Source organism: Pseudomonas brassicacearum, from assembly GCF_000585995.1.
Taxonomy (GTDB): Bacteria; Pseudomonadota; Gammaproteobacteria; order Pseudomonadales; family Pseudomonadaceae; genus Aquipseudomonas; species Aquipseudomonas brassicacearum_A.
In genome coordinates this window covers 1,495,463-1,520,631 of record NZ_CP007410.1, presented here as the reverse complement: position 1 = coordinate 1,520,631, position 25,169 = coordinate 1,495,463, and the positions used below count along the sequence as shown (strand labels likewise).

Genomic DNA, 25,169 nt, shown 5'->3' with positions numbered 1-25,169 from the left:
GTTTGTTCTTTTATCAAGTTAAGCTACAAATACCTTTTTTCAAGGTATCACTCAAGGAAAAATGTAGTAATAACCACAACATTTTTCGAAAATTCCGATTCCGAGTGGTGGTCCGTCAGAGCCATCAGTAGGATAGGCCACCGCAAAGGGTCGTATCAAAGACCCGTCTTTCTAGGAATCTTGTATGGACCGTGTGCGAAATTTACTGGAGCAGATCCAGAGTCGCCTTGAAGACCTGAACAAGGCCGAACGCAAGGTGGCCGAGGTGATCCTGCTCAACCCACAGCAGGCCACCCGCTTCAGCATCGCCGCCCTCGCCCAGGCCGCGTCGGTCAGCGAGCCTACGGTCAACCGTTTCTGCCGTTCATTCGGCGTCAGCGGTTACCCGGAACTCAAGCTGCAACTGGCCCAGAGCCTGGCCAGCGGCGCCGCTTATGTCAGCCGTGCGGTAGAGGCCGATGACAATCCGGAAGCTTACACCCGGAAAATCTTTGGCAGTGCCATTGCCTCATTGGACAGCGCCTGCCAGGCCCTTGATCCCAATTTGATCAGTCGGGCCGTCGATCTGCTGATTCAGGCACGCCAGATCCACTTCTTCGGCCTCGGCGCTTCGGCGCCCGTGGCGCTGGATGCCCAGCACAAGTTTTTCCGTTTCAACCTGGCGGTGACCGCCCACGCCGATGTGCTGATGCAACGCATGATTGCGTCGGTGGCGCATACGGGCGAGCTGTTCGTGATCATTTCCTACACCGGTCGTACCCGTGAGCTGGTGGAAGTGGCGCGCATCGCCCGGGAAAACGGCGCCTCGGTATTGGGCCTGACCGCCGAAGGCTCGCCCCTGGCCAAGGCCAGCACCCTGAGCCTGAATATTCCGCTGCCCGAAGACACCGACATCTACATGCCGATGACCTCGCGAATCATCCAGCTCACCGTGCTGGATGTGCTCGCCACCGGCATGACCCTACGCCGGGGCGTGGACTTCCAGCCGCATTTGCGCAAAATCAAGGAAAGTCTGAATGCCAGCCGGTATCCGGTGGGGGATGAGTTCAACTGAACCGGCTTGGGTATTGTTTCGCCTGATGGATCGCTATCGCGAGCAAGCTCGCTCCCACAGTGGTTTTGTACCGGACACAAATCTTGTGTCCATCCAACCCCCAACGTGGGAGCGAGCTTGCTCGCGATGAGGCCAGCAGCGACACCCACAAACCTGAATCAAGCCCCCACCCGTGCCTGCAAACTCAGATGCGCCCGTTCCCCCGGCGCCAGGCACAGGCTATCGGTGCCGCCACTGGCCGCTTCGACGCAGACGAATTCCGACACCTCATCCCAACTCACCCCCAGCAATGGCCGGGCGCCGGGATGCCACACCACTGTGTCGGCGCTGTCGCCCGTGTCGATGCACAGTTCCCGCTGCCAGGCGTGGTCCTTGAGTTGCAATTCCCCCTCATGCTGGAACACCCGCTGACAACCACCCTCGACCCGCAATTCACCTTCCTGCCGGCAAACCGCACGGCTCAACTGGTCGTACCCCTGCGCGCCTTCGAGCCCAGACAGCGCTACCTCACCGATGTCACCAATACGCCAATACGCGTGCAAAGCCTGGCTCAGTTGGCAGGGAGAACTGTCTTGATGCTCGGTGCTCAAGCGCAACTCCATGCGCTCGCCCAGGTCGGCATGCAGATCGACCTGCCAGTCGCACAGTTGTAACTGCCAATGCAGGTGCACGCCCTCTTCATCACTGCGGCTGTCGAGCAGTTTCCAATCGATCAGGCGCGCCCAACCATGGGACGGCCAGGCGTTTTCGCTCGGATGACGGCCATACCACGGCCAGCACACCGGCACCCCGCCGCGTATCGCCCCGACGTGTGGCCACTTGGCCGCACACCACAACCAAGGCTTCTGGCCGCGCGGTTGAAAGTGCAGCAACTGCGCACCCTGGCGGCTGAACACCGCCTGGCACAGCGGATGATCGATCACCAGCACATCGCGCTGCCGATAACGCTCCCACGCAAACACCGGGCGTTCGCGCAAGGATCTGAAAAAGCGTTGTAGCGGATGCTCATGCATGGGCCGCGGTCCTGGAGATCATTGAATTGCTCATCTGTTCGCGACGCGCTCTTTTGTGGCGAGGGAGCTTGCTCCCGCTCGACTGCGAAGCAGTCGTAAACGAGGCAAATGCGGTCTGGCTGACGCACCGCAGTGAATGGTTTTGGGGTCGCTTCGCAACCCAGCGGGAGCAAGCTCCTTCGCCACAGGGCTCTGTGTCCGACCAAACAATGGAGTGCTTCCCCAAAAAAAAGCGGACAGCCTTGGCTGTCCGCAAATATGCGCACATAGAGAGGAGCTTATCGCAACAGCGTTAGAACACCGACTGAATTTTCAGGCCGGCCACCAGCGCGTTGTCGACTTCATCCACACCGCCCGGGTGAGTGATGTATTGCAGGTTAGGACGCACGGTCAGCCAGTTGGTAACGTGGATACCGTAGTTGAGTTCGTAGTTGTACTCAGTGCTACGCAGCGGTGCGAACAGCGGATCGTTGTAGTCGGTAACACCGTTGGCAGCGTTGACCAGTTCAGAGTTTTTCTTCACGTCTTCGTTGACATGGATACGGGCGAAACCGATGCCGATGTCATCCTTAGGACGCGCATCGAACGGCCCCTTGTACACGAACATCAACGACTGGTAGTTATCGACGAAGTTAGTGTCCTTGTCGTGGAAGGTCGCGTTCGCCGCGATGTTCAGGCCGCGGGAAGCATCACCGTTGTGGGTGGTGAGTTGCTGCTGTGCCACGAACCAGTAACCGTGCTTGCTGCTGTGGCTGCGATAGGCGTTACCGGAGGTCGCGGCATTGTCACCGTTGTCATCTTCAAGGACGTCATCCGCCTTGGCCGTGCTTTTGTAGTAACCAACACGGTATTCGCCCGGCAGGCTGTTGACCTTCGGCGACCAGACCAGCTCGACCGGGATGACGGTGCCCTTGGTACCACTGCCGCTGAGCTTGAAGCCGTTGCCGTGCTCCAGTTGCGATGGGTTCTGGTTGTACGCGCCGATTTGCGCATAGAACTCAGGCGTGATGTTGTACTTCACGCGAACTGCCGCTTGCATGACCGGCCAGTTGTACCAGATACCGGTTGCCCAGTTACCCGCCTGGGATCCGCAGAATGCCAGGTTCTGGAACTCGCAAGGGAAGGTGTTGAAATCTTCGCCTTCGCCGAAGTAACCGGCCTTGACGTCCAGTTTGCCGTCGAGGAACTGGTGCTTGATCCACAATTGAGTCAGGCGGACCATGTGACCACGGCCGTAGACTTCCTGGGAAGAACTCAAGGTGCCTGCACGTGGGTCGCCGACACGGTCGTTGGAGATGTTCTGACCGTTACGGTTGGTGAGCTGGATCTTGGCCTGGGTGTTATCCCAACCCCACAGCTTTTCGAGGTCCAGCGCCACACCCAGACCAAACTGGTCGGCGTAACGCGCGGTCTTGTCGTTGTTGTAGCCGCCGTGCAGGTTGCCGCCGACTTCACCGACGTAGTCGGCCTTGATGTCGATACCTTGCTCGATGAGCTTGGTCCGTTCACCGCCCCAGTCACCCGTCATCCACTGCGAGTCGGCGCTGAACGCGTCGGCCGCGTGTGCGCTACCGGCCAGCATCATCGCCGCAACGGCTGACAACTGGCAGATTAGCTGGGCGTTGTTTTTCTTCTTCATCCCTACATCCTCGTCTTTATTGTTATTAACTGTTTTTATCTAACGCGGTTTACAACGATTGCGGCGGGTGGTCCCCCACTCACCGCATACTCCTTCTTTGTGGGAGCACGCTGGCTCCCACATTTGTTCTTCATCGGCCTTTGAACTGCGCCACGTTGGCGCTCCGCACGTCAGCTTGTGGCTGGCCGGCCACGCCCAGGCGTTCGCCGGACTGGGCGTCGAACAGCAGCACTTTCGACGGATCGAATTGCAGCGTCAGGGTTTCCCCGGGCTGCGGCGCCACGTCCGGCGCCAGGCGGCAGCAGACTTTGGTGTCGTTGAGGTTGACGAACACCAGGGTGTCCGGTCCGGTAGGCTCGGTGACCTGCACCTCAGCGCGAATGGTCGGCAAGCCATTGGCCTCGCTGCCCGCCAGCGCGATCTGTTCCGGGCGCAGGCCGAGGATCACTTCACGGTCTTCCAGGCCGGCGTCCTGCATGCCCATTGGCAACTCGCATCGGGCCTGGCCGCTGTCGAGAAGCGCCAGCAGGCGACCGTCCTTGCGTTGCAGGCGCAGGGGGATGAAGTTCATCGGTGGCGAACCGATGAAGCTCGCCACGAACAAGTTGGCCGGGTTGGTGTAGATGTCTTTCGGCGTGCCGAACTGCTGGATGATGCCGTCCTTCATCACCGCCACTTTGTCGCCCAGGGTCATGGCTTCGATCTGGTCGTGGGTCACGTAGACCGTGGTGGTCTTCAGGCGCTGGTGCATCAATTTCATTTCGGTGCGCATCTCGACCCGCAGCTTGGCGTCGAGGTTGGACAGCGGTTCGTCGAACAGGTAGATCTTCGGCCGCCGCGCCAGCGCCCGGCCCATAGCCACGCGTTGTTGCTGGCCGCCGGAGAGTTGACCCGGCTTGCGGTTGAGCAGGTGCTCGATCTGCAACAGCTTGGCCACGCGAGTGACTTCTTCGTCGATGGCAGACTGACTCATCTTGCGGATCTTCAGGCCGAACTCGATGTTCTCGCGCACGCTCATGGTTGGATACAGCGCGTAGGACTGGAACACCATGGCGATGTCGCGATCCTTCGGACTCATGCCACTGACATCCTGGTCACCGATCATGATCGCGCCGCCGGTGATGGTCTCAAGGCCGGCGATGCAGTTCATCAGCGTCGACTTGCCACAGCCCGAAGGGCCGACGAGGATCAGGAACTCGCCGTCCTTGATCGACAACTCGATGTTCTTCAGGGTGTCCGGCAGGCCGGCACCATAGGTCTTGTTTACGTTGCGAAGTTCAAGCGTTGCCATGATTACCCCTTGACTGCGCCGGCCGTCAGGCCGCGCACGAAATACTTGCCTGCGACCACATAGACCAGCAGGGTCGGCAGCCCGGCGATCATCGCCGCCGCCATATCAACGTTGTATTCCTTGGCCCCGGTACTGGTGTTGACCAAGTTGTTCAGCGCCACCGTGATGGGCTGCGAATCGCCGCTGGAGAACACCACGCCGAACAGGAAGTCGTTCCAGATCTGCGTGAACTGCCAGATCAGGCAGACCATGATGATCGGGGTGGACATCGGCAGGATGATCCGCCGGAAGATGGTGAAGAAACCCGCACCGTCCAGCCGAGCAGCCTTCACCAGCGCATCGGGAATGCTCACGTAGTAGTTACGGAAGAACAGCGTGGTGAACGCCAGGCCGTAGACCACATGCACGAACACCAGGCCCGTGGTGGTACTGGCCAGGCCCATTTTGCCGAGGGTGAACGAGGCCGGCAGCAGGACGGTCTGGAACGGCAGGAAGCACCCGAACAGCAACAGGCCGAAGAACAATTGCGAACCGCGAAAGCGCCACATCGACAACACGTAGCCGTTCAATGCACCGATGGCGGTGGAGATCAGCACCGCCGGAACGGTGATCTTGATCGAGTTCCAGAAGTAGCCGTCCACCGTGGCCCAGGCCTTGACCCAGCCGATGCCGCTGACCACGGTCGGCCAGCTCAGCAGGTTGCCGGTATTGATGTCTTCCGGCGTCTTGAAGCTGGTCAACAGCATGACCACCAGCGGCACCAGGTAAAGCAATACGGCGAGGATCAACACCGCGTAGATCGCGATCCGACTCAGGCTGATGGAAGGTTTGGCAGCGAGACTAGTCATGACGCTTGGTCCTCAGCTCGGAGTACAGGTAAGGCACGATGATCGCGAGAATCGCACCGAGCATCAGGATTGCACTGGCCGAGCCCATGCCCATCTGGCCGCGACTGAAGGTGAAGGAATACATGAACATGGCAGGCAGGTCAGAGGAGTAACCCGGGCCGCCGGCCGTCATCGCCGCCACCAGGTCGAAACTCTTGATCGCGATGTGCGCCAGGATCATCACAGCGCTGAAGAACACCGGACGCAGGCTTGGCAGCACCACTTTCCAGTAGATACGCGGCATGCTCGCGCCATCGATCTGCGCGGCACGAATGATCGATTGATCGACACCCCGCAAGCCAGCGAGGAACATCGCCATGATGAAGCCCGAGGCTTGCCATACCGCCGCGATCACCAGGCAATACACCACACGGTCCGGGTCGATCAGCCAGTCCAGGCGGAAGCCTTCCCAGCCCCAGTCACGCAACAATTTGTCCAGGCCCATGCCCGGGTTGAGCAGCCATTTCCAGGCGGTACCGGTAACGATCATCGAGAGCGCCATCGGGTACAGGTAAATGGTGCGGATGAAACCTTCGCGACGAATACGCTGGTCAAGAAACACCGCCAGCAGTACGCCGATCACCAGGGTGATGCCGATGAACATGCCGCCGAACAGCGCCAGGTTCTTGCTCGCCACCCACCAGCGGTCGTTCTCCATCAGCCGTGCGTATTGCGCCAGGCCCGCCCATTTGTAGTTGGGCAGGAACGTCGACGTGGTGAACGACAGGACGAACGTCCACAAGATATAGCCATAGAAGCCCACCAGAACGATGAACATGCTCGGCGCCAGCACCAGTTTCGGGAGCCAGCGCTGCAATGCATCGAACGGCGAGGCCTTGCTGAACACAGCAACAGAACTCATGGGAAGATCCAAAACAAGGTTACAAGGGCATCCCTTTGTGGGAGCGAGCTTGCTCGCGATGACGGTGTGTCAGTGACTCATTTGCTGCCTGACACTCCGCTATCGCGAGCAAGCTCGCTCCCACAAGGGACCGCGGCGCAAATTACTTGGCAGACTGGACCGCAGCGCCAAGTTTCTTGGCGGCATCGGCAGGGTCGGCTTTCGGGTCGTTGATGTAGTTGGTCACCACGTCAAAGAACGCCCCCTGGACCGCCAGCGTGGTCGCCATGTTGTGCGCCATGCTCGGCTGCAGGCCGCCGGACTTGGCGTCCGCCAGGAAGTCCTTGGCAGCGGTCTGGGCGCAGGAATCGAAACCGTACTTGGCCATGTCGCCGAGCATGTCGTTGCGCACCGGGATCGAACCCTTGTTGATGCTGAAGACCTTCTGGAAGTTCTCACCCAGCACGACCTTGGCGATATCCTGCTGACCGGCCGCAGTGCCTTTGTCTTTCTGCTTGAACACCGCCAGGGAGTCGATGTTGTAGGTGAAGGCCTTTTCGGTGCCCGGGAAGGCTACGCACTCGTAGTCCTTGCCAGCGACTTTCTTCGCGGCGGTCCACTCGCTTTTGGCCCAGTCACCCATGATCTGCATGCCGGCCTTGCCGTTGATGACCTTGGCCGCTTCCAGGTTCCAGTCCTGGCCCTTGCCGTCGGCGTCCATGTAGGTCGCGACTTTCTTCAGCTCGGTCAGCGCCTTGACCATTTCCGGACCGGTCAGGGCCTTGTTATCCAGGTCGACCAGGGCCTTCTTGTAGCCATCGGCGCCCATCACCGAGAGCACCACGGCTTCGAACACGGTGCTGTCCTGCCAAGGCTGGCCACCGTGGGCGAGCGGAATGAAGCCTGCGGCCTTGAGCTTGTCAGCGGCGGCGTAGAATTCTTCGAGGGTGGTAGGGTTCTTGGTGATGCCAGCTTTCTTGAAGACTTCGGGGTTGATCCACAGCCAGTTGACGCGGTGAATGTTCACCGGCACGGCCACGTAATCACCTTCGTACTTCACGGTATCGGAGACTTTCTTGTCGAGCAGGCTGTCCCACTTCTCTGCTTTGGCAACGTCTTTCAGGATGTCGGTGTCGAGCAGCCCGGTGGACGCCCATTCCTGGATGTCCGGGCCCTTGATCTGGGCGACACCTGGTGGGTTGCCGGCCACGGCACGGCTCTTGAGCACGGTCATGGCTGTGGAACCGCCACCACCGGCGACAGCGCCGTCCTTCCAGGTAAAGCCGTCTTTCTCTACTTGGGCCTTGAGCACATCGATCGCGGCTTTTTCACCACCCGACGTCCACCAATGGACGACTTCCACGGAACCTTTGGATTCGGCGGCAAGGGCGCTGACAGGGAATGCTGCGACGGGAAGCAAGGAAGCAAGAGAAATGACAGTAGCGAGGCGAGAAATCGCATTCATCTAGAAGTACCTTTCTTGTTGTTATGCATGCAAGTCTGGAGCTTGCGCTGCACGGATTCTAAACAGGGGAAATCCCTTCGCAGGTAACGAAGGGACGTGCAAATGTCACGACATGGTTACACAGGCGCAGGACTGGAGAATTTCGCCAGGGCCGTGGCCATGCTGGGTGCCAGGGGCAAGCGCGGAATCAGCACCGCCTGCCAGGCGTGATACAGATCCGGCTTGCCTGGCCAGATGTCGGCGCTAGGGCTGTTTTGCGGGTCGAGTTCGTGATGCCAGCTGCCGTTGCAGCGGTCGATGAAATGCTTGTCACAAAATTCCCAGAACAGTCGGTACCAGGCTTCGTATTTCGCCTCGTCGGTGCGCTTGAGCAAGGCGCTGGCAGCGGCCGCCGCTTCGGCGTGCACCCAATGCAGGCGATGGCGGACCACGGCGCGGTTGTCCCAATCCAGCGTGTAGACAATGCCTGGCGCACCATCGACATTCCAACCGTGACGGCAGTTCTGGTCGAACAGTTTTTGCGCGTCCTGGGCCAGCCAACCGGGGGTCAGCATGCCGATCTGCACCCGCGCCGCTTCAAGGTGCAGCAGCAGCCGCGCCCATTCGAAACCGTGCCCGGGGGTGGTGCCGTACGGGCGGAAACCGTCGGCGGGATTGTCGTGGTTGTATTCGCGCAACGGCTGCCAATCGCGATCGAAATGCTCCACCACCAGGTAGTCGTTGGCGGCGGCATGGCCGTGGATCACTCGTTCGACGATGTGCAGGGCGCGCACCAGCCAGCGCGGATCGTCCGTGGCATCGGCCAGGGCCAGGAAAGCCTCGGTGGCGTGCATGTTGCTGTTGGCGCCGCGATACGCCTCCTCGATGCTCCAGTCGCGGTTGAAGGACTCGCGCAGGGCGCCCTCTTCCTCGCTCCAGAAATGCGCGTCGATGACCCGCACCGCTTCGTCCAGCAATGCCTGGGCACCGGGGCGCTGGGCCACCACGGCGGAACTGGCGGCCAGGGCCACGAAGGCATGCAGGTAGGCGGCCTTGCCGGTGTCATCTTCAGGGGGTTGCGCCGTGGCGAACCAGCCACCATGTTCGGCGTCGCGCAAAGGGCCGCTCAGGGCCTCGACGCCATGATCCACCAGCTCGGCAAACCCCGGCAGGCCCTGGATGTGCGCCATGGCGAAGCTGTGGGTCATGCGCGCGGTGTTCATGGTTTCGGCCCGGGCATTGGCCGGCAGGCGCCCCAGCTCGTCCAGGTTGCCAAAGCCATCCGGCAGCTTCGAGGCCTTGGCGAACGCCAGCAGTCGCAAGCCTTCGGCGGCCAGCCATTGCTGGTGGGCAGGCGAGTTCAGCCAACTGCTGAAGGCCGGTTGGAAGGTGTCCATCAAGAGGTACCTTTTTTTGTTGTTTTGACGCAGGGAGTCTAAACAAGGGATGAGGAGGGGCAGGTAACGAAAGGGGCGAGTTATGTCACCGATTTGTGACATAACTCTGAATGAGAGATTGAAGCTGCTGACACTATCGCGAGCAAGCTCGCTCCCACACTAAGTACACAGTGTTCATGGATTCCATGTTCAACCCAAATCCCCTGTGGGAGCGGGCTTGCTCGCGAAGAACGATGACGCGGTCCGGCTATTCCACACTGCGAGGCAACTGCAAGGTCACCCGCAACCCACCCTCGCGCAGGTTCTGCAGGCTCACTTCGCCGCCATGGCTGTGGGCGATGTTGCGGGCGATGCCCAGGCCCAGGCCATAGCCCTGCTGTTGGCCGGCGAGGCGGAAGTGCGGCTCGAAGACTTGCTCCAGGCGCTGTTCCGGCACACCCGGGCCTTCGTCGTCGACGTGCAGGATAAACGCGGTTTCATCGTCGTCGATGTGTAGATGGGCGTTCTGCCCATACTTCAAGGCGTTATCGATCAGGTTGCCGATGCAGCGCTTGAGCGCCAGCGGCTTGCCGGGATACGGCGCCAGCGCCCGACCATCCTGGGTCACCCGGCCGTTGCCGTTGGGCGCCAGGTAAGGTTCGACCAGGCAATCGAGCACATGATTGAGGTCCACCGGCTCGATGTTCTCGTGGATGTCGGTGTCCTTGACGCACTGCAGCGCGCCTTTGACCAGCAGCTCCAGCTCGTCCAGGTCGCGGCCGAACTTGGCTTGCAGGTTTTCGTCTTCCAGCAGCTCGACCCGCAAGCGCAACCGGGTGATGGGCGTGCGCAAGTCATGGGAAATCGCGCTGAACAACTGGCTACGTTCGGTCAGGTAACGGCTGATGCGCTCGCGCATGGCATTGAACGCCCGCCCCACTTCCACCACTTCGCTGCCGCCGCCCTCGGCCACCGGTTCCACTTCAGCCCCCAGGGACATGTCCCGCGCCGCTCGAGCCAAGCGCTTCAGAGGTCGGCTCTGCCAGTGCACCAGCAAGCCGATGAACAGCAACAGCAGGCTGCTGGTGAGCACGATGAAACCGACCTGTTGCTTGGGCAGGTCTTGCTCTTCGAGGCTGGTGTAGGGTTCGGGCAGCAACGAGGCGATGTACAGCCATTCGCCCGGCGCCATCTGGATTTGCGTGACCAGCACTGGCGGGTTCACAGGCTCAAGCGTCAAGGCGTAGTGGGCCCACGAGCGGGGCAGTTCGTCGAGTTTCAACCCGGCGTTGAAAATTCGCAGATCGTCGGGGCTGACAAAATTGACCGAGATATCGGCGCTATTGCCCAGGGACCGGCGCAGCACATCGTCCACCGCCTTGAGCACCGCCAGCTTGCGCGGCGTCACCGGCAGCACGTCCATGCCCAGGGGCTTGTCGTTGAGCGTGACGACAAACCGCGTACCGCCCATGCTGCGCAACTGATCCAGCACCAATGGCCGATAAGCCACCGGCAGCGAGCGCAGGTAGCTAACGCTGGCGGTCATCGAATGGGCCAGGCTACGGGCGCTGGTGACCAGGCCTTCGAGCTGGGTGGCGCGCAATTGCGAGACCCAGATCAGGCTGGACAGGGTCTGGGCGAACAGCACCACCAGCAAGGTCAGCAACAGCATCCGCCCTAACAACGAGCGCGGCACCGGTACCCGTCGGGCGACTTTCTTGACCCAGTCAATGACCATTGCTGGCAACCACACTGGCCGCCAGTTGATAGCCGCTGCCACGCACCGTGCGGATCAGCCGCGGCGGCTTGTCGGTGTCACGCAGGCGCTGGCGCAGGCGACTGACGGCCATGTCGACGATCCGGTCCAGGGGCATCAACTCACGGCCACGGGTCGCATTGCCGATGGTGTCGCGGTCGAGGATTTCCTGGGGATGGTCCAGAAACAACTTGAGCAGGGCGAAATCGGCGCCGGAGAGAATCACCTCTTCACCGTCGGTGTGGAACAGCCGATGACTGACCATGTCCAGCCGCCACTCGTCGAAGGCCAGCACTTCGCCGCCGGAGCGTTCCTGGCCGAATTGCGCCCGGCGCAGCAGGGCCTTGATGCGCGCCTGCAACTCGCGAGGACTGAAGGGTTTGCCCAGGTAATCATCGGCCCCCAGTTCCAGGCCAATGACCCGGTCGGCCTCGTCGGAACTGGCGGTGAGCATGATGATCGGCACGTGGGCCTGGCGCGGGTGCTGGCGAACCCAGCGGCAAAGGCTGAAGCCGTCCTCGTCGGGCAGCATCACGTCAAGGATCACCAGGTCGCTCGGCGCCTCGTTCAGCGCCTGGCGAAACCCGGCACCATCAGGCGTGGTGCGCACCTGGAAACCCGCGCGGCTGAGGTAAGTGTCCAGCAGTTCGCGAATCTCCTGGTCGTCGTCGACCAACAAAATCGATTTGTTCACTGAACTCACGGGCCTCGTCCTTGTTGTTTGGATTGGGGCGGATTATGCCTGATGGATGAGGACTACAAACACACCACAAAACCTTTGTGGGAGCGGGCTTGCTCGCGAAAGCGGTGTATCAGTCAACATCAATGGCGACTGACACTCCGTCATCGCGAGCAAGCTCGCTCCCACAGGGGATCACATTTCAAACTGGAATCGATTGCTCCAACGCCACACCCGCGCCCATCAGGCCGGAGTACGGCGCGGTCACCAGCCAGACCGGAATGCCCTTGAAGTAATCGCTCATGCAGCCCTTGTCGGCGAAGCAACGGGCGAAACCGCTTTCAAGGAAGAAATCGGCGAACCGCGGGACCACACCGCCGACGATATAGACACCGCCGCGCCCCCCTAGCGTCAGCACATTGTTGCCGGCGACACGCCCCAGCCAACAGCAGAACTGCTCGAGCACTTCCAGGGCGATGGGATCGCCGGCCAAGCCGGCTGCTGTGATGGATTCCGGGGTATCGAGCACCGGCGCATGGCCGTCTACCGCGCAGATGGCCCGGTACACCCGAGGCAAACCGCTGCCGCTCAGGGCGGTTTCGGCGCTGACGTGGCCGATTTCGCTGTAGATGTGTTGCCAGAGCTGGGTCTCCCGCGGGCTGCTCATGGGCAGGTCGACATGGCCACCCTCCCCTGGCAGCGCCGCGAAACGGCCTTCACCCAGGTCCAGCAGCGTACCGACGCCCAACCCGGTGCCCGGGCCGATCACCACCGCCGGGCGCATCGGTTCAGGGGTGCCTTCGCACACGACCCGGAATTCATCGGGCCGCAAACAGGTCATGCCCAGGGCCATGGCCGAGAAGTCGTTGACCAGCAACAGCTTCTCCACCTGCAAGGTCTTGCAGAACGCCTGGTTGCTCAGGCGCCAGTGATTGTTGGTGAAACGGAACTCATCACCGCTCACGGGGCCGGCCACCGACAGGCACACCGAACCGATGGCCCCCGGCTTCATGCCCAGGCCGGCCAGGTAAACCTGGATGGCCTCTTCAGGGCAGGCATAGTCCGCCGTCGCCAGCACCTGGATGTTTTCCAGGTTGTGGTTCTTCCACAACGCGAAACGTGCGTTGGTCCCACCGATGTCACCGACCAAAGCCAGTTTCAATTAAGCGTCTCCAGGGCAGAAGTGAAGGCGCTGGCGCCCTGCTCTGCCGAGCTGAAGGCCATGCGCATGAAACCAAACAGCTCGCGACCGGTGCCGATGTTGTTGCCCAACAAGCCCTTGGCAGGTTCGCGCGCTGCGAATTCCGCGGCGTCCACCTTCAACTCCAAGGTGCCTTCGACGCCATCGACACGGATGATATCGCCCTCCTGCACCCGGGCCAACGCGCCACCGACATAAGCTTCGGGGCTGACGTGGATGGCCGCCGGGATTTTCCCCGACGCGCCGGACATGCGCCCGTCGGTCACCAGTGCCACTTTGAAGCCACGATCCTGCAACACGCCAAGGAACGGCGTCATCTTGTGCAGCTCCGGCATGCCGTTGGAGCGTGGCCCCTGGAAGCGCATCACCGCGACGAAATCTTTCTCCAGCAGACCGGCCTTGAACGCGTCGGCCAGGTCCTGTTGATCCTGGAAGACCATGGCCGGGGCTTCGACGATCTGGTTTTCCACGGCCACGGCCGAGACTTTCATCACGCCACGACCCAGGTTGCCTTCCATCACCCGCAGGCCGCCCTCCGGCGAGAACGCGCGGGCCACCGGGCGCAGGATGTTTTCATCGAGGCTTTCGATCGGGCCATCGCGCCACACCAGCTCGCCATCCTCGAGGAACGGTTCCTGGGTGTAGCGGCTCAGGCCGTGACCGAGCACGGTGTTGACGTTTTCGTGGAGCAAACCGGCTTCCAGCAATTCGCGGATCAGGAACGACATGCCGCCTGCCGCCTGGAAGTGGTTGATGTCGGCCTTGCCGTTCGGGTAGACGTGGCTCAGGGTCGGCACCACCTCGGAGAGGTCGGCCATGTCCTGCCAAGTCAGCTGGATGCCCGCCGCCATGGCAATGGCTGGCATATGCAGCGTGTGGTTGGTCGAGCCGCCGGTGGCATGCAACGCAACGATGGAATTGACCAGCGAACGCTCATCGACGATCTCGCCGATGGGCATGAAGTTGCCGCTCTGCTTGGTCAGGCGCGTGACCTGGAACGCCGCTTCGCGAGTCAGGGCATCGCGCAGCGGGGTGTTCGGGTTGACGAAGGAAGCGCCCGGCAAATGCAGGCCCATCACTTCCATCAGCAACTGGTTGGTATTGGCCGTGCCGTAGAAGGTGCAAGTGCCCGGGCTGTGGTAGGACTTCATCTCCGATTCCAGCAGCTCTTCGCGGGTGGCCTTGCCTTCGGCGTAGCGCTGGCGCACGTCGGCTTTCTGCTTGTTGGAAATCCCCGAGACCATCGGCCCGCCGGGGACGAAAATCGTTGGCAAGTGACCGAAGCGCAGCGCCCCCATCATCAGGCCCGGGACGATCTTGTCGCAGATACCGAGCATCAGCGCGCCGTCGAACATGTTGTGGGACAACGCCACCGCCGTGGACAGCGCGATGACTTCGCGGCTTGGCAGGCTCAGTTCCATCCCCGCCTCGCCCTGGGTTACGCCGTCGCACATGGCGGGCGTGCCGCCGGCAAACTGGCCGACCGAGCCGATCTCGCGCAGGGCTTTCTTGATCTGTTCCGGGAAGACTTCGTAGGGCTGGTGGGCCGAGAGCATGTCGTTATAGGAAGACACGATGGCGATGTTGGCGGCGTTCATCATCCGCAGGTGGTGCTTGTCTTCGGTGCCGCAACCGGCCACGCCGTGGGCGAAGTTGGCGCATTGCAACTTGCCGCGCGTCGGACCGTCGCTGGCTGCACCACGGATCAATGCAAGGTAAGCCTCACGCGTGGCGCGGCTGCGGGCGATAAGCCGTTCGGTGACCTCAAGGACGCGGGGATGCATGTGTAGAACTCCAGGCTAACGGGTGTGGCGACCTGATTGTCTATGCTGGTCAAAAGCCCCCTGGCGTTGGGCGACAGACGGTTTATTGACCATTCGGACCAGTTGATTCAGGCCACTCGTTGTAGATAAAACAAAATATTGCCACTAAAAAGGCTTGTTTTCTATTTTTATGCGAATAATCTTGTAATTCCAACAACAAATCGATGGCGGCGCAGTTAATGACTCTTCGAATTGCAATCAATGGTTTTGGCCGCATCGGCCGCAACGTTCTCCGTGCACTGTATACCCAAGGCTATCGCCGCGACTTGCAGATCGTCGCCATCAATGACCTGGGTGACAGTGCGATCAACGCTCATCTGCTCAAGTTCGACACGGTTCACGGCACCTTCGATGCAGATGTACAGCACGATCACGAAAGCCTGACGGTCAATGGCGACCGCATCTCGGTCAGCGCCATCCGCAACCCGGCCGAACTGCCCTGGGCCGCCGAGAAGATCGACGTGGTGTTCGAATGCACCGGTCTGTTCACCGACCGCTCCAAGGCCGCGGCCCACATCACCGCCGGCGCCCGCAAGGTGATCATTTCGGCCCCGGCCAAGGGTGCCGATGCCACCGTGGTGTATGGCGTGAACCACGACATCCTGCGCCAATCCCACCAGATCATTTCCAACGCTTCGTGCACCACCAACTGCCTGGCCCCGGTGGCCCAGGTGCTGCACCGCGAACTGGGCATCGAGAGTGGCCTGATGACCACCATCCACGCCTACACCAACGACCAGAACCTGACCGACGTCTACCACACCGACCCGTACCGCGCCCGTTCGGCCACCCAGAACATGATCCCGAGCAAGACCGGCGCCGCCGAAGCGGTGGGCCTGGTACTGCCGGAACTGGCGGGCAAGCTGACCGGCATGGCGGTGCGTGTACCAGTGATCAACGTGTCCCTGGTGGACCTGACCGTGCAACTCAAGCGCGAAGCCTCGGCCGAGGAAGTCAACGAGCTGCTGCGCCAGGCCAGCCAGCATTCGAAAATCCTCGGCTACAACACCCTGCCGCTGGTCTCCAGCGATTTCAACCACAACCCACTGTCGTCGATCTTCGACGCCAACCACACCAAGGCCAGCGGCAAGCTGCTCAAGGTACTGGCCTGGTATGACAACGAATGGGGCTTCTCCAACCGCATGCTGGATAACTGCCTGGCGTTGTGTAACGCGGAATAACTGAACACGGCAGTTCAGCTTTTTGTGGGAGCGGGCTTGCTCGCGAAAGCGGCGTGTCAGTCGAAATAACTGTGCCTGTTGCTCCGCGAGCAAGCCCACAGGGGCATGGGGCTGGGCAACCTGTGGATCTGGTCCCGACCAGAGCCTATCCATGGCCATTCCCGTGGCGAGGGAGCTTGCTCCCGCTGGGGCGCGAAGCGGGCTCCCTACAGATTTTTGATCTATGCTCGCTCTCTCGTTTTGGAGGGCCTTCGATGACCGATCTGCTCACGTCCATGCAAGCCGCGCTCGGCTTGCCCACGACCCCGATCCCGTTCATTGGCGAAGGCGCCCTGCCCTCGGCATTCGCCGTCACGGAGCTGGCTTGTGCCAGCATCGCGGCAGCCGGCCAGGCCGCCGCCGAGCTCATCCGCCAGCAAACCGGTCGCCTATCGCCCCTTGAGGTTGACCGGCGCTTGGCCTCGTTCTGGTTCTCCACATCCCTGCGCCCCATCGGCTGGAGCGTGCCGCCGATGTGGGACCCGGTGGCCGGCGACTATGCCAGTGCCGACGGTTGGATTCGCTTGCACACCAACGCGCCGCATCACCGCTTGGCCGCCGAAAAAGTCCTCGGCCCCTGCATCGATCGCGCCGACATGGCGAGCAAAGTGGCCCGCTGGAACAAGGCCGAACTGGAACAAGCGGTGGTCGACGCCGGCGGTTGTGCCGCCCAGATGCGTTCGTGGCAGGCCTGGCAGGCACATCCGCAGGGCACGGCGGTGAATGCCGAGCCGCTGGTGCACCTGGACAAAAGCGTCGACGAACAGCACCAGCCCTGGCTCGGTTCCGTGGCCCAGCCACTGGCCGGCCTCAAGGTGCTGGACCTGACCCGCGTGCTGGCCGGTCCCATCGCCAGCCGCTTCCTCGCAGGCCTGGGCGCCGATGTCTTGCGCGTCGACCCGCCGACCTGGAACGAACCCGGCGTGGTGCCGGAGGTCACCCTCGGCAAACGCTGCACCCGCCTCGACTTGCAGCAACCCGACGACCGCGCGGCATTCGAGGCATTGCTCAAGGACGCCGACATTCTCCTGCACGGCTATCGCGCCGACGCCCTGGAATGCCTGGGCTACGGTGTCGAGCAACGCCGGCAACTGGCCCCGGGCCTGATCGACGTCAGTCTCAACGCCTATGGATGGAGCGGGCCGTGGCAGAACCGGCGTGGCTTCGACAGCCTGGTGCAGATGAGCAGCGGCATCGCCGAAGCTGGCATGGCCTGGAAACACACCGACAAACCGGCCCCGCTGCCGGTGCAGGCACTGGACCACGGCACTGGGTACCTGATGGCCGCCAGCGCCATCGTGTTGTTGTCCCGACGCCTGGAAAGCGGCCGCGGCGGCTCGGCACGTCTGTCATTGGCCCGCACGGCGAAGCTGTTGATTGAACAGGGAGCGCACGCCCAGCCCGCATTGCGGCCTGAAGACGATGACGACCAAGGGTTGCTGATAGAACAAACGCCGTGGGGACCGGCCCATCGGCTGCAAGTGCCGCTGAAAATCACCGGAACGCCGTTGCAATGGGCACTGCCAGCAGCCGAGCTGGGCGCTCATCGCCCACAATGGTGATGGCCGCCCAATCGCGAGCAAACCTTGCCAACGTGTCGATCACAATCCGTTGTGGCGAGGGGATTTATCCCCGCTGGGGCGTGAAGCGGCCCTGAAACCTGGCGCCTCGGTGTGCCAGGAAAATCACGAACGTTCTCTGGGGGCGCTTCGCACCCCAGCGGGGATAAATCCCCTCGCCACACTGACCGCCTCTAACTCGCTAGAAAGCAACCTTCGCCTTACAACGTCAAAAATCCACTGTACAACCCATACGCCGCCACGCCCGCCCCGGACATCACGCAGGCGAAAATGCCTTTTTCCACATGGGTGAATAACGCCTGCCGCTGCTCGCGCTTGGCCTGGGCAAACAGGATGACCCCCGGTGCATAAAGCAGCGCCGACAGCAGCAGGTACTTCACGCCACCGGCATACAGCAGCCACACGGCATAGCACAGCGCAACGCCACCGATGCACAGGTCTTTCAAGCGCCGGGCCGAGGCCTGTCCATAGGTTTCGCCCCGTGCACAAAGCAACACCGCATAGGCTGCCGACCACAGGTACGGCACCAGAATCATCGATGATGCGAGGTAGATCAGGCTGGTGTAGGTGCCTGCGGAAAACAGGGTAATCAGCAAAAACAGCTGGATCATTCCGTTGGTCAGCCATAACGCGTTGACCGGCGCATGGTTGGCGTTTTCCTTGGTCAGGAACGCTGGCATGGTCTTGTCCCTGGCGGTGGCGTAGAGAATTTCGGCGCACAGCAGCGCCCAGGACAGCAACGCCCCCAACAGCGACACCGCCAGGCCCAGGCTGATCAACAACGCGCCCCAAGGCCCGACGATGTGTTCCAACACACCGGCCAGGGACGGGTTCTGCAACTGCGCCAGTGCGGGCTGGCTCATGATGCCCAGGGACAACACGTTCACCAGCACCAGCAGCGCCAGGACCCCGAGGAAGCCGATCACGGTGGCGCGCCCGACGTCCGCGCGTTTTTCCGCCCGCGCCGAATAGACGCTGGCGCCTTCGATGCCAATGAATACGAACACCGTGACCAGCATCATGTTGCGCACCTGGTCCATCACGCTGCCCAGGTCCGGATTCATCGTCCCCCAAATGTCCTGGGCAAACACCTCGGCCTTGAACGCCACAGCGGCGATGGCAATGAACATCACCAGCGGCACGACCTTGGCGATGGTGGTCACCAGGTTGATGAACGCCGCCTCCTTGATGCCGCGCAATACCAGGAAATGCACCGCCCACAACAGCAACGATGCACAGGCAATGGCCACTGGCGTGTTGCCCTGGCCGAACACCGGGAAAAAGTACCCCAGGGTGCTGAACAGCAACACGAAATAGCCGACGTTGCCCATCCAGGCACTGATCCAGTAGCCCCACGCCGAAGAGAAGCCCAGGTAGTCGCCGAAGCCGGCCTTGGCGTAGGCGTAGACACCCGAGTCCAGTTCAGGCTTTCGATTGGCCAGGGTCTGGAACACGAAGGCCAGGGTCAGCATGCCGACGGCGGTAATCGCCCAGCCGATCACCACCGCCCCGACATCGGCGTGGACCGCCATGTTTTGCGGCAGGGAAAAGATTCCGCCGCCAATCATCGACCCCACCACCAGTGCGACCAGCGCACCGAGTCGTAACTTTTCAATGGGCTGCGGCATCTTTTCTCACTGTCAATTAAGTAAATAAAGCGACATAACGTTTTTGAATAACGCCATGCAATCAAAGTCCACGGCCTTATTAGCCGGCCATTCTCCAAGACGCTAATAAAAAAGGCTATGACCCAGAATTATTTTTGTCATGAAAGCCGCCTACAAAATAATTACGGCTGCAGATAAATCAACTAGCTTGAATACCCTGTGGTAGATGAAACCCACTCCCCAGCGCCTCTGAAACAGGCCTCCCAGACAACTTTTGGACATAAAGAAAGCTTTAACCCCTTAAATAACAATGGAATGTTGTCATGCACTGATCCAGATCAGAAACTCAACTTTCAAATCGACTTAGGCTGTCGACTCTCTTCTCCTGCATTGGAGTCTCACGAATGTCTGATACCCCCGGAAAACTTCGATTGGGTGCGTTGGTTGCCCTGGTTGTCGGCTCCATGATCGGCGGCGGGATCTTTTCCCTGCCACAAAACATGGCCGCCAGCGCCGACGTCGGTGCCGTGCTGATCGGCTGGGCGATTACCGCCGTCGGCATGCTGACCCTGGCCTTCGTGTTCCAGACCCTGGCCAATCGCAAACCCGATCTGGACGGCGGTGTCTATGCCTACGCCAAGGCCGGTTTCGGCGACTACATGGGTTTCTCGTCGGCGTGGGGTTACTGGATCAGCGCCTGGCTGGGCAACGTCGGTTACTTCGTCCTGCTGTTCAGCACCCTGGGGTATTTCTTCCCGGTTTTTGGTGAGGGCAACACCGTAGCGGCAGTGATCGGCTCGTCTGTGCTCCTCTGGGCGGTGCATTTTTTGGTACTGCGCGGCATCCGGGAAGCGGCGTTCATCAACCTGGTGACCACCATTGCCAAGGTCGTGCCGCTGGTGCTGTTCGTGCTGATCGCCGTGTTCGCCTTCAAGCTGGATATCTTTACCGCTGACATCTGGGGCCTGAAGAACCCGGACCTGGGTAGCGTGCTGAACCAGGTGCGCAACATGATGCTGGTCACCGTGTGGGTGTTCATCGGCATTGAAGGCGCGAGCATCTTCTCCGCCCGCGCCGAAAAACGCACCGACGTGGGCAAGGCCACCGTAATCGGCTTCATCACCGTGTTGTTGTTCCTGATGCTGGTGAACGTGCTGTCCCTGGGCATCATGACCCAGCCGGAATTGGCCAAGTTGCAGAACCCGTCGATGGCCGCGGTGCTGGAACATGTGGTGGGTCACTGGGGCGCGGTGCTGATCAGCGTCGGCTTGATCATCTCGCTGCTCGGCGCCCTGCTGTCCTGGGTGCTGCTGTGCGCCGAGATCATGTTCGCCGCCGCCAAAGACCACACCATGCCCGAGTTTCTGCGCCGCGAGAACGCCAACCACGTACCGGCCAACGCCCTGTGGCTGACCAACGCGATGGTCCAGCTGTTTTTGGTCATCACCCTGTTCTCGGCCAGCACTTACCTTTCACTGATCTACCTCGCCACCTCGATGATCCTGGTGCCGTACCTGTGGTCGGCGGCCTACGCCGTGCTGCTGGCGGTGCGCGGCGAGACCTATCAGAACGCCCTGGCCGAACGCCGCAAGGACCTGGTCATCGGCGCCATCGCCCTGATCTACGCGATGTGGCTGCTGTACGCCGGCGGGATCAAGTACCTGCTGCTCTCCGCCCTGCTCTATGCGCCCGGCGCGATCCTGTTCGCCAAGGCCAAGCTCGAGGTGGGCAAACCGGTTTTCACCGCTGTCGAGAAGCTGATTTTCGCTGCAGTAGTCGCAGGCGCCCTGGTGGCCGCCTACGGGCTCTACGACGGCTTCCTGACCCTGTAACTGACTGATTGTTTTATCTGGAGGATCTTTGTAATGACCACAGAAAAAGTGAAATACGGCGTTCATTCCGAAGCCGGCAAATTACGCAAAGTCATGGTGTGTTCCCCAGGCCTGGCCCATCAACGCTTGACCCCGAACAACTGCGACGAGCTGCTGTTCGATGACGTGATCTGGGTCAACCAGGCCAAGCGCGACCATTTCGACTTCGTCACCAAGATGCGCGAGCGCGACATCGACGTACTGGAAATGCACAACCTGCTGACCGACATCGTCGCCATTCCCGAAGCCCTCGACTGGATCCTGCAGCGCAAGATCACCGCCAACTCGGTGGGCCTGGGCCTGGTGAATGAAGTCGGCTCGTGGCTGCGCAGCCTGGAGCCGCGCCATATCGCCGAATTCCTGATCGGCGGCGTCTCGGCCGACGACCTGCCGGACAGCTTCGGTGGCAAGACCATCCAGATGTTCCGCGACTTCCTCGGGCACTCCAGCTTCATCCTGCCGCCGCTGCCCAACACCCAGTTCACCCGCGACACGACCTGCTGGATCTACGGCGGCGTCACCCTGAACCCGATGTACTGGCCGGCACGCCGCCAGGAAACCCTGCTGGCCAGCGCCATCTACAAATTCCACCCCGAGTTCACCCAGGCCGACTTCCAGATCTGGTACGGCGACCCCGACCGGGAGCATGGCAACGCGACCCTTGAAGGCGGCGACGTGATGCCCATTGGCAACGGCGTGGTGCTGATCGGCATGGGCGAACGCTCGTCCCGCCAAGCCATCGGCCAACTGGCGCTGAACCTGTTCAAGCACAACGCCGTGGAACGGGTGATCGTCGCCGGCCTGCCGAAATCCCGCGCCGCCATGCATTTGGACACCGTGTTCAGTTTCTGCGACCGCGACCTGGTGACGATTTTCCCCGAAGTGGTGAGCCAGATCGTCGCGTTTTCCCTGCGTCCTGACGAGAGCAAGCCCGGCGGCATCGACGTACGCCGCGAGGACGGCAGCTTCCTCGACACCGTGGCCGCCGCTCTCAAGCTGCCGGCACTGCGGGTGGTGGAAACCGGCGGCAACAGCTTCGCCGCCGAGCGCGAACAATGGGACGACGGCAACAACGTGGTGGCCCTGGAACCGGGCGTGGTGATCGGCTACGACCGCAATACCTACACCAATACCCTGCTGCGCAAGGCCGGGGTGGAAGTCATCACCATCAGCGCCAGCGAGCTGGGCCGGGGCCGCGGCGGTGGCCACTGCATGACCTGCCCGATCATTCGCGACCCGATCGACTACTGACCTTTGAGCCTGGGCGGGTATCGACCCGATAGCCGCCCAGGGGATAACCGAAACCCAAGGAGATCCACATCATGGCTTTCAACATGCGCAACCGCAGCCTGCTGAGTTTGATGCACCACACCAACCGCGAGCTGCATTACCTGCTGGACCTGTCCCGCGACCTCAAGCGTGCCAAATACACCGGCACCGAACAGCCGCACCTCAAGGGCAAGAACATCGCGCTGATCTTCGAAAAGACCTCGACCCGCACCCGCTGCGCCTTCGAAGTGGCGGCCCATGACCAGGGCGCCCACGTCACCTACATCGACCCGGTGTCGTCGCAGATCGGCCACAAGGAAAGCATGAAAGACACCGCCCGCGTCCTGGGGCGGATGTTCGACGCCATCGAGTACCGCGGCTTCGAACAGGAGATCGTCGAGGAACTGGCCAAGTTCGCCGGTGTGCCGGTGTTCAACGGCCTGACTGCCGAATTCCACCCCACCCAGATGATCGCCGATACCCTGACCATGCGTGAACACAGCGACAAGCCGCTGCATGACATCAGCTACGCGTACCTGGGTGACGCCCGCTACAACATGGGCAATTCGCTATTGATGATCGGCGCCAAACTGGGCATGGACGTGCGCATCGGCGCACCAAAAGCCCTGTGGCCGCATCAGGATTTCATCGACCAGTGCCAGGCCTTCGCCGTCGAAAGTGGCGCACGCATCACCATCACCGAAGACCCGAAGGAAGCCGTCAAGGGCGTGGACTTCATCCACACCGACATCTGGGTGTCCATGGGCGAGCCGGTGGAAGCCTGGGATGAGCGCATCGAGCAACTGCTGCCCTACCAGGTCAACGCGCAGATGATGAAAGCCTCGGGTAACCCACGGGTGAAATTCATGCACTGCCTGCCCGCGTTCCATAACAGCGAAACCAAGGTCGGCAAGGACATCGCCGCCCGCTATCCGAACCTGGCCAATGGCGTGGAAGTCACCGAAGAGGTCTTCGAATCCCCGGCCAACATCGCCTTCGAGCAAGCGGAAAACCGCATGCACACCATCAAGGCGATCCTGGTGTCGGCGCTGGCGGATATCTAAACGTCGCCCGATCCCAAGCTGGAATGCTATCCAATGTGGGAGCGGGCTTGCTCGCGAAAGCGGTGGGTCAGTCGAAATAACTGTGCCTGTTACTCCGTCTTCGCGAGCAAGCCCGCTCCCACAAGGGACCGAGTGGTCCATATTTCTCTGTCAGAGGACAGCACTATGCGCATCGTCGTTGCCCTGGGCGGTAACGCCCTCCTGCGTCGGGGTGAACCCATGACCGCAGACAACCAACGCAGCAACATCCGCACCGCGACCGAGCAGATCGCGAAAATCCACCCTGGCAATGAGCTGGTCATCGCCCACGGCAACGGCCCACAGGTTGGCCTGCTGTCGTTGCAAGCGGCGGCTTACACCTCGGTCACGCCATATCCGCTGGACGTGCTCGGCGCCGAAACCGAAGGCATGATCGGCTACATCATCGAGCAAGAACTGGGCAACCTGCTGGACTTCGAAGTACCGTTCGCCACGCTGCTGACCCAGGTCGAAGTGGATGGCAACGACCCGGCGTTCCAAAACCCCACCAAACCCATCGGCCCGGTCTACAGCAAAGCCGACGCAGAAAAACTCGCCGCCGAGAAAGGCTGGGCCATCGCCCCGGACGGCGACAAGTTCCGCCGAGTGGTCGCCAGCCCGCGGCCCAAGCGCATCTTTGAAATCCGTCCGATCAAGTGGCTGCTGGAAAAAGGCAGCATCGTGATCTGCGCCGGCGGTGGCGGCATTCCGACGATGTACGACGCCAACGGCAAGCTGCAAGGGGTGGAAGCGGTGATCGACAAGGACCTGTGCTCGGCGTTGCTGGCCGAACAACTGGAAAGCGATCTGCTGGTGATCGCCACCGACGTCAACGCAGCGTTCATCGACTTTGGCAAACCGACCCAGAAAGCCATCGCCCAGGCCCACCCCGACGAACTGGAGCGGCTCGGTTTCGCCGCCGGCTCCATGGGACCGAAGGTGCAGGCCGCCTGCGAATTCGCCCGCAACACTGGCAAGGTCGCGGTGATCGGATCACTCTCGGAGATCGACGCCATCGTCCAAGGCAAGGCCGGCACCCGCATCAGCACGGCGACACCAGGCATCGTTTATCGGTAACAGGAAACTTGCATGGCAGATCCAGGGTCTGCCTTACTCCCATGCATTCGAAGGAGAGTCGTTTATGGCCATGTTCGAACCCGGTCACCTGCACATGGAACGCCACGCGCTGAACAAGGAAGATTTCAGCTACAACCTGTGCATCGACTACGAGGTTGCACAGGACCCCAAGGAAGGCGCCGGCATGTCGTTCCGGGTGCATGGCACGGTCGAGGACACAAGCCTGGACGAGACCTTTTTCCTGGCCAAGGACCAGGCCTTCGACTTCGCCCGCCATGCCACGCGCATCGCCCAGAAATACGGCCTGCCCAAAAGCGCCAGCATCGGCTCGATGCACAAGTACTACGACGAAATGTTCGAAGACGTGCGCCAGCAACTGGATGTGAAGCCGGGTGATCCGATGAAGCCAGAACACCTGGCATAACCGGCCCGAAAAACACCTCTATCCCTGTGGGAGCG

20 protein-coding genes are annotated in these 25,169 nt (G+C 61.3%); 8 read left to right on the top strand and 12 right to left on the bottom strand.

The window, feature by feature from the left end; genetic code table 11:
- The first annotated feature begins 193 nt into the window (after positions 1-193).
- Positions 194-1,054: a MurR/RpiR family transcriptional regulator gene (locus CD58_RS06580; protein ID WP_171061416.1), complete on the top strand. Its 861-nt coding sequence runs from the start codon at positions 194-196 to the stop codon at positions 1,052-1,054.
- A 158-nt stretch (positions 1,055-1,212) separates the two neighbouring features.
- Here the strand turns inward: CD58_RS06580 and CD58_RS06575 are convergent, their stop codons facing one another.
- The 11 genes from CD58_RS06575 to edd all read right to left on the bottom strand — a co-directional run bounded on the left by CD58_RS06575 (position 1,213) and on the right by edd (position 14,965).
- A complete protein-coding gene (locus CD58_RS06575) occupies positions 1,213-2,067 on the bottom strand; it encodes a D-hexose-6-phosphate mutarotase (protein ID WP_025212248.1) in 855 nt (284 codons plus the stop codon).
- A 292-nt stretch (positions 2,068-2,359) separates the two neighbouring features.
- The gene (locus tag CD58_RS06570) at positions 2,360-3,706 is read right to left on the bottom strand and encodes a carbohydrate porin (RefSeq protein WP_025212247.1); all 1,347 of its coding nucleotides are present in this window, start codon (positions 3,704-3,706) and stop codon (positions 2,360-2,362) included.
- A gap of 130 nt (positions 3,707-3,836) precedes the next feature.
- A complete protein-coding gene (locus CD58_RS06565) occupies positions 3,837-4,997 on the bottom strand; it encodes an ABC transporter ATP-binding protein (RefSeq protein ID WP_025212246.1) in 1,161 nt (386 codons plus the stop codon).
- Between the two features lie 2 nt (positions 4,998-4,999).
- The gene (locus CD58_RS06560) at positions 5,000-5,845 is read right to left on the bottom strand and encodes a carbohydrate ABC transporter permease (protein ID WP_025212245.1); all 846 of its coding nucleotides are present in this window, start codon (positions 5,843-5,845) and stop codon (positions 5,000-5,002) included.
- Positions 5,838-6,746, bottom strand: coding sequence for a carbohydrate ABC transporter permease (locus CD58_RS06555; RefSeq protein ID WP_025212244.1), 909 nt, complete (start codon positions 6,744-6,746; stop codon positions 5,838-5,840). Before CD58_RS06555 ends, CD58_RS06560 begins: the two co-directional genes overlap by 8 nt.
- 142 nt (positions 6,747-6,888) lie before the next feature.
- Entirely contained in the window at positions 6,889-8,190 is a 1,302-nt protein-coding gene (locus tag CD58_RS06550) for an ABC transporter substrate-binding protein (RefSeq protein WP_025212243.1), read from the bottom strand.
- Positions 8,191-8,306: 116 nt separating this feature from the next.
- Entirely contained in the window at positions 8,307-9,566 is a 1,260-nt protein-coding gene (locus CD58_RS06545; RefSeq protein WP_025212242.1) for an AGE family epimerase/isomerase, read from the bottom strand.
- Positions 9,567-9,813: 247 nt separating this feature from the next.
- On the bottom strand, positions 9,814-11,283 hold the full coding sequence (locus CD58_RS06540) for an ATP-binding protein (protein ID WP_025212241.1): 1,470 nt from the start codon (positions 11,281-11,283) through the stop codon (positions 9,814-9,816).
- Positions 11,273-12,004 (bottom strand): response regulator, encoded by a 732-nt coding sequence (locus CD58_RS06535; protein WP_025212240.1) that lies wholly within the window; start codon positions 12,002-12,004, stop codon positions 11,273-11,275. The genes CD58_RS06540 and CD58_RS06535 overlap by 11 nt, the downstream gene beginning before the upstream one ends.
- A gap of 178 nt (positions 12,005-12,182) precedes the next feature.
- Positions 12,183-13,142, bottom strand: a complete 960-nt coding sequence (locus tag CD58_RS06530; RefSeq protein WP_025212239.1) for a glucokinase — start codon at positions 13,140-13,142, stop codon at positions 12,183-12,185.
- A complete protein-coding gene (gene edd, locus CD58_RS06525; RefSeq protein ID WP_025212238.1) occupies positions 13,139-14,965 on the bottom strand; it encodes a phosphogluconate dehydratase in 1,827 nt (608 codons plus the stop codon). Before edd ends, CD58_RS06530 begins: the two co-directional genes overlap by 4 nt.
- 218 nt (positions 14,966-15,183) lie before the next feature.
- Between edd and gap the strand changes: the two genes are divergently transcribed.
- Positions 15,184-16,185, top strand: a complete 1,002-nt coding sequence (gene gap / locus CD58_RS06520; RefSeq protein ID WP_025212237.1) for a type I glyceraldehyde-3-phosphate dehydrogenase — start codon at positions 15,184-15,186, stop codon at positions 16,183-16,185.
- A gap of 254 nt (positions 16,186-16,439) precedes the next feature.
- Positions 16,440-17,786, top strand: coding sequence for a CoA transferase (locus tag CD58_RS06515; protein WP_025212236.1), 1,347 nt, complete (start codon positions 16,440-16,442; stop codon positions 17,784-17,786).
- A gap of 218 nt (positions 17,787-18,004) precedes the next feature.
- On the opposite strand, the gene arcD (CD58_RS06510) is transcribed toward CD58_RS06515, so the two are convergent.
- Positions 18,005-19,432, bottom strand: coding sequence for an arginine-ornithine antiporter (arcD, locus tag CD58_RS06510; protein ID WP_025212235.1), 1,428 nt, complete (start codon positions 19,430-19,432; stop codon positions 18,005-18,007).
- A gap of 383 nt (positions 19,433-19,815) precedes the next feature.
- On the opposite strand from arcD (CD58_RS06510), the gene arcD (CD58_RS06505) reads away from it, so the two are divergent.
- The 5 genes from arcD (CD58_RS06505) (at position 19,816) to CD58_RS06485 (ending at position 25,134) form a co-directional block, all read left to right on the top strand.
- Positions 19,816-21,243, top strand: coding sequence for an arginine-ornithine antiporter (gene arcD, locus CD58_RS06505; protein ID WP_025212234.1), 1,428 nt, complete (start codon positions 19,816-19,818; stop codon positions 21,241-21,243).
- 33 nt (positions 21,244-21,276) lie between these two features.
- Positions 21,277-22,533 carry an arginine deiminase gene (gene arcA, locus CD58_RS06500; protein ID WP_025212233.1) on the top strand — a complete coding sequence of 419 codons (1,257 nt, stop codon included), beginning with the start codon at positions 21,277-21,279 and terminating at the stop codon, positions 22,531-22,533.
- Between the two features lie 71 nt (positions 22,534-22,604).
- Positions 22,605-23,615: an ornithine carbamoyltransferase gene (locus CD58_RS06495; protein WP_025212232.1), complete on the top strand. Its 1,011-nt coding sequence runs from the start codon at positions 22,605-22,607 to the stop codon at positions 23,613-23,615.
- 165 nt (positions 23,616-23,780) lie between these two features.
- The gene (gene arcC, locus CD58_RS06490) at positions 23,781-24,710 is read left to right on the top strand and encodes a carbamate kinase (protein ID WP_025212231.1); all 930 of its coding nucleotides are present in this window, start codon (positions 23,781-23,783) and stop codon (positions 24,708-24,710) included.
- Between the two features lie 64 nt (positions 24,711-24,774).
- The gene (locus CD58_RS06485) at positions 24,775-25,134 is read left to right on the top strand and encodes a DUF5064 family protein (RefSeq protein WP_025212230.1); all 360 of its coding nucleotides are present in this window, start codon (positions 24,775-24,777) and stop codon (positions 25,132-25,134) included.
- Positions 25,135-25,169 lie beyond the last annotated feature (35 nt).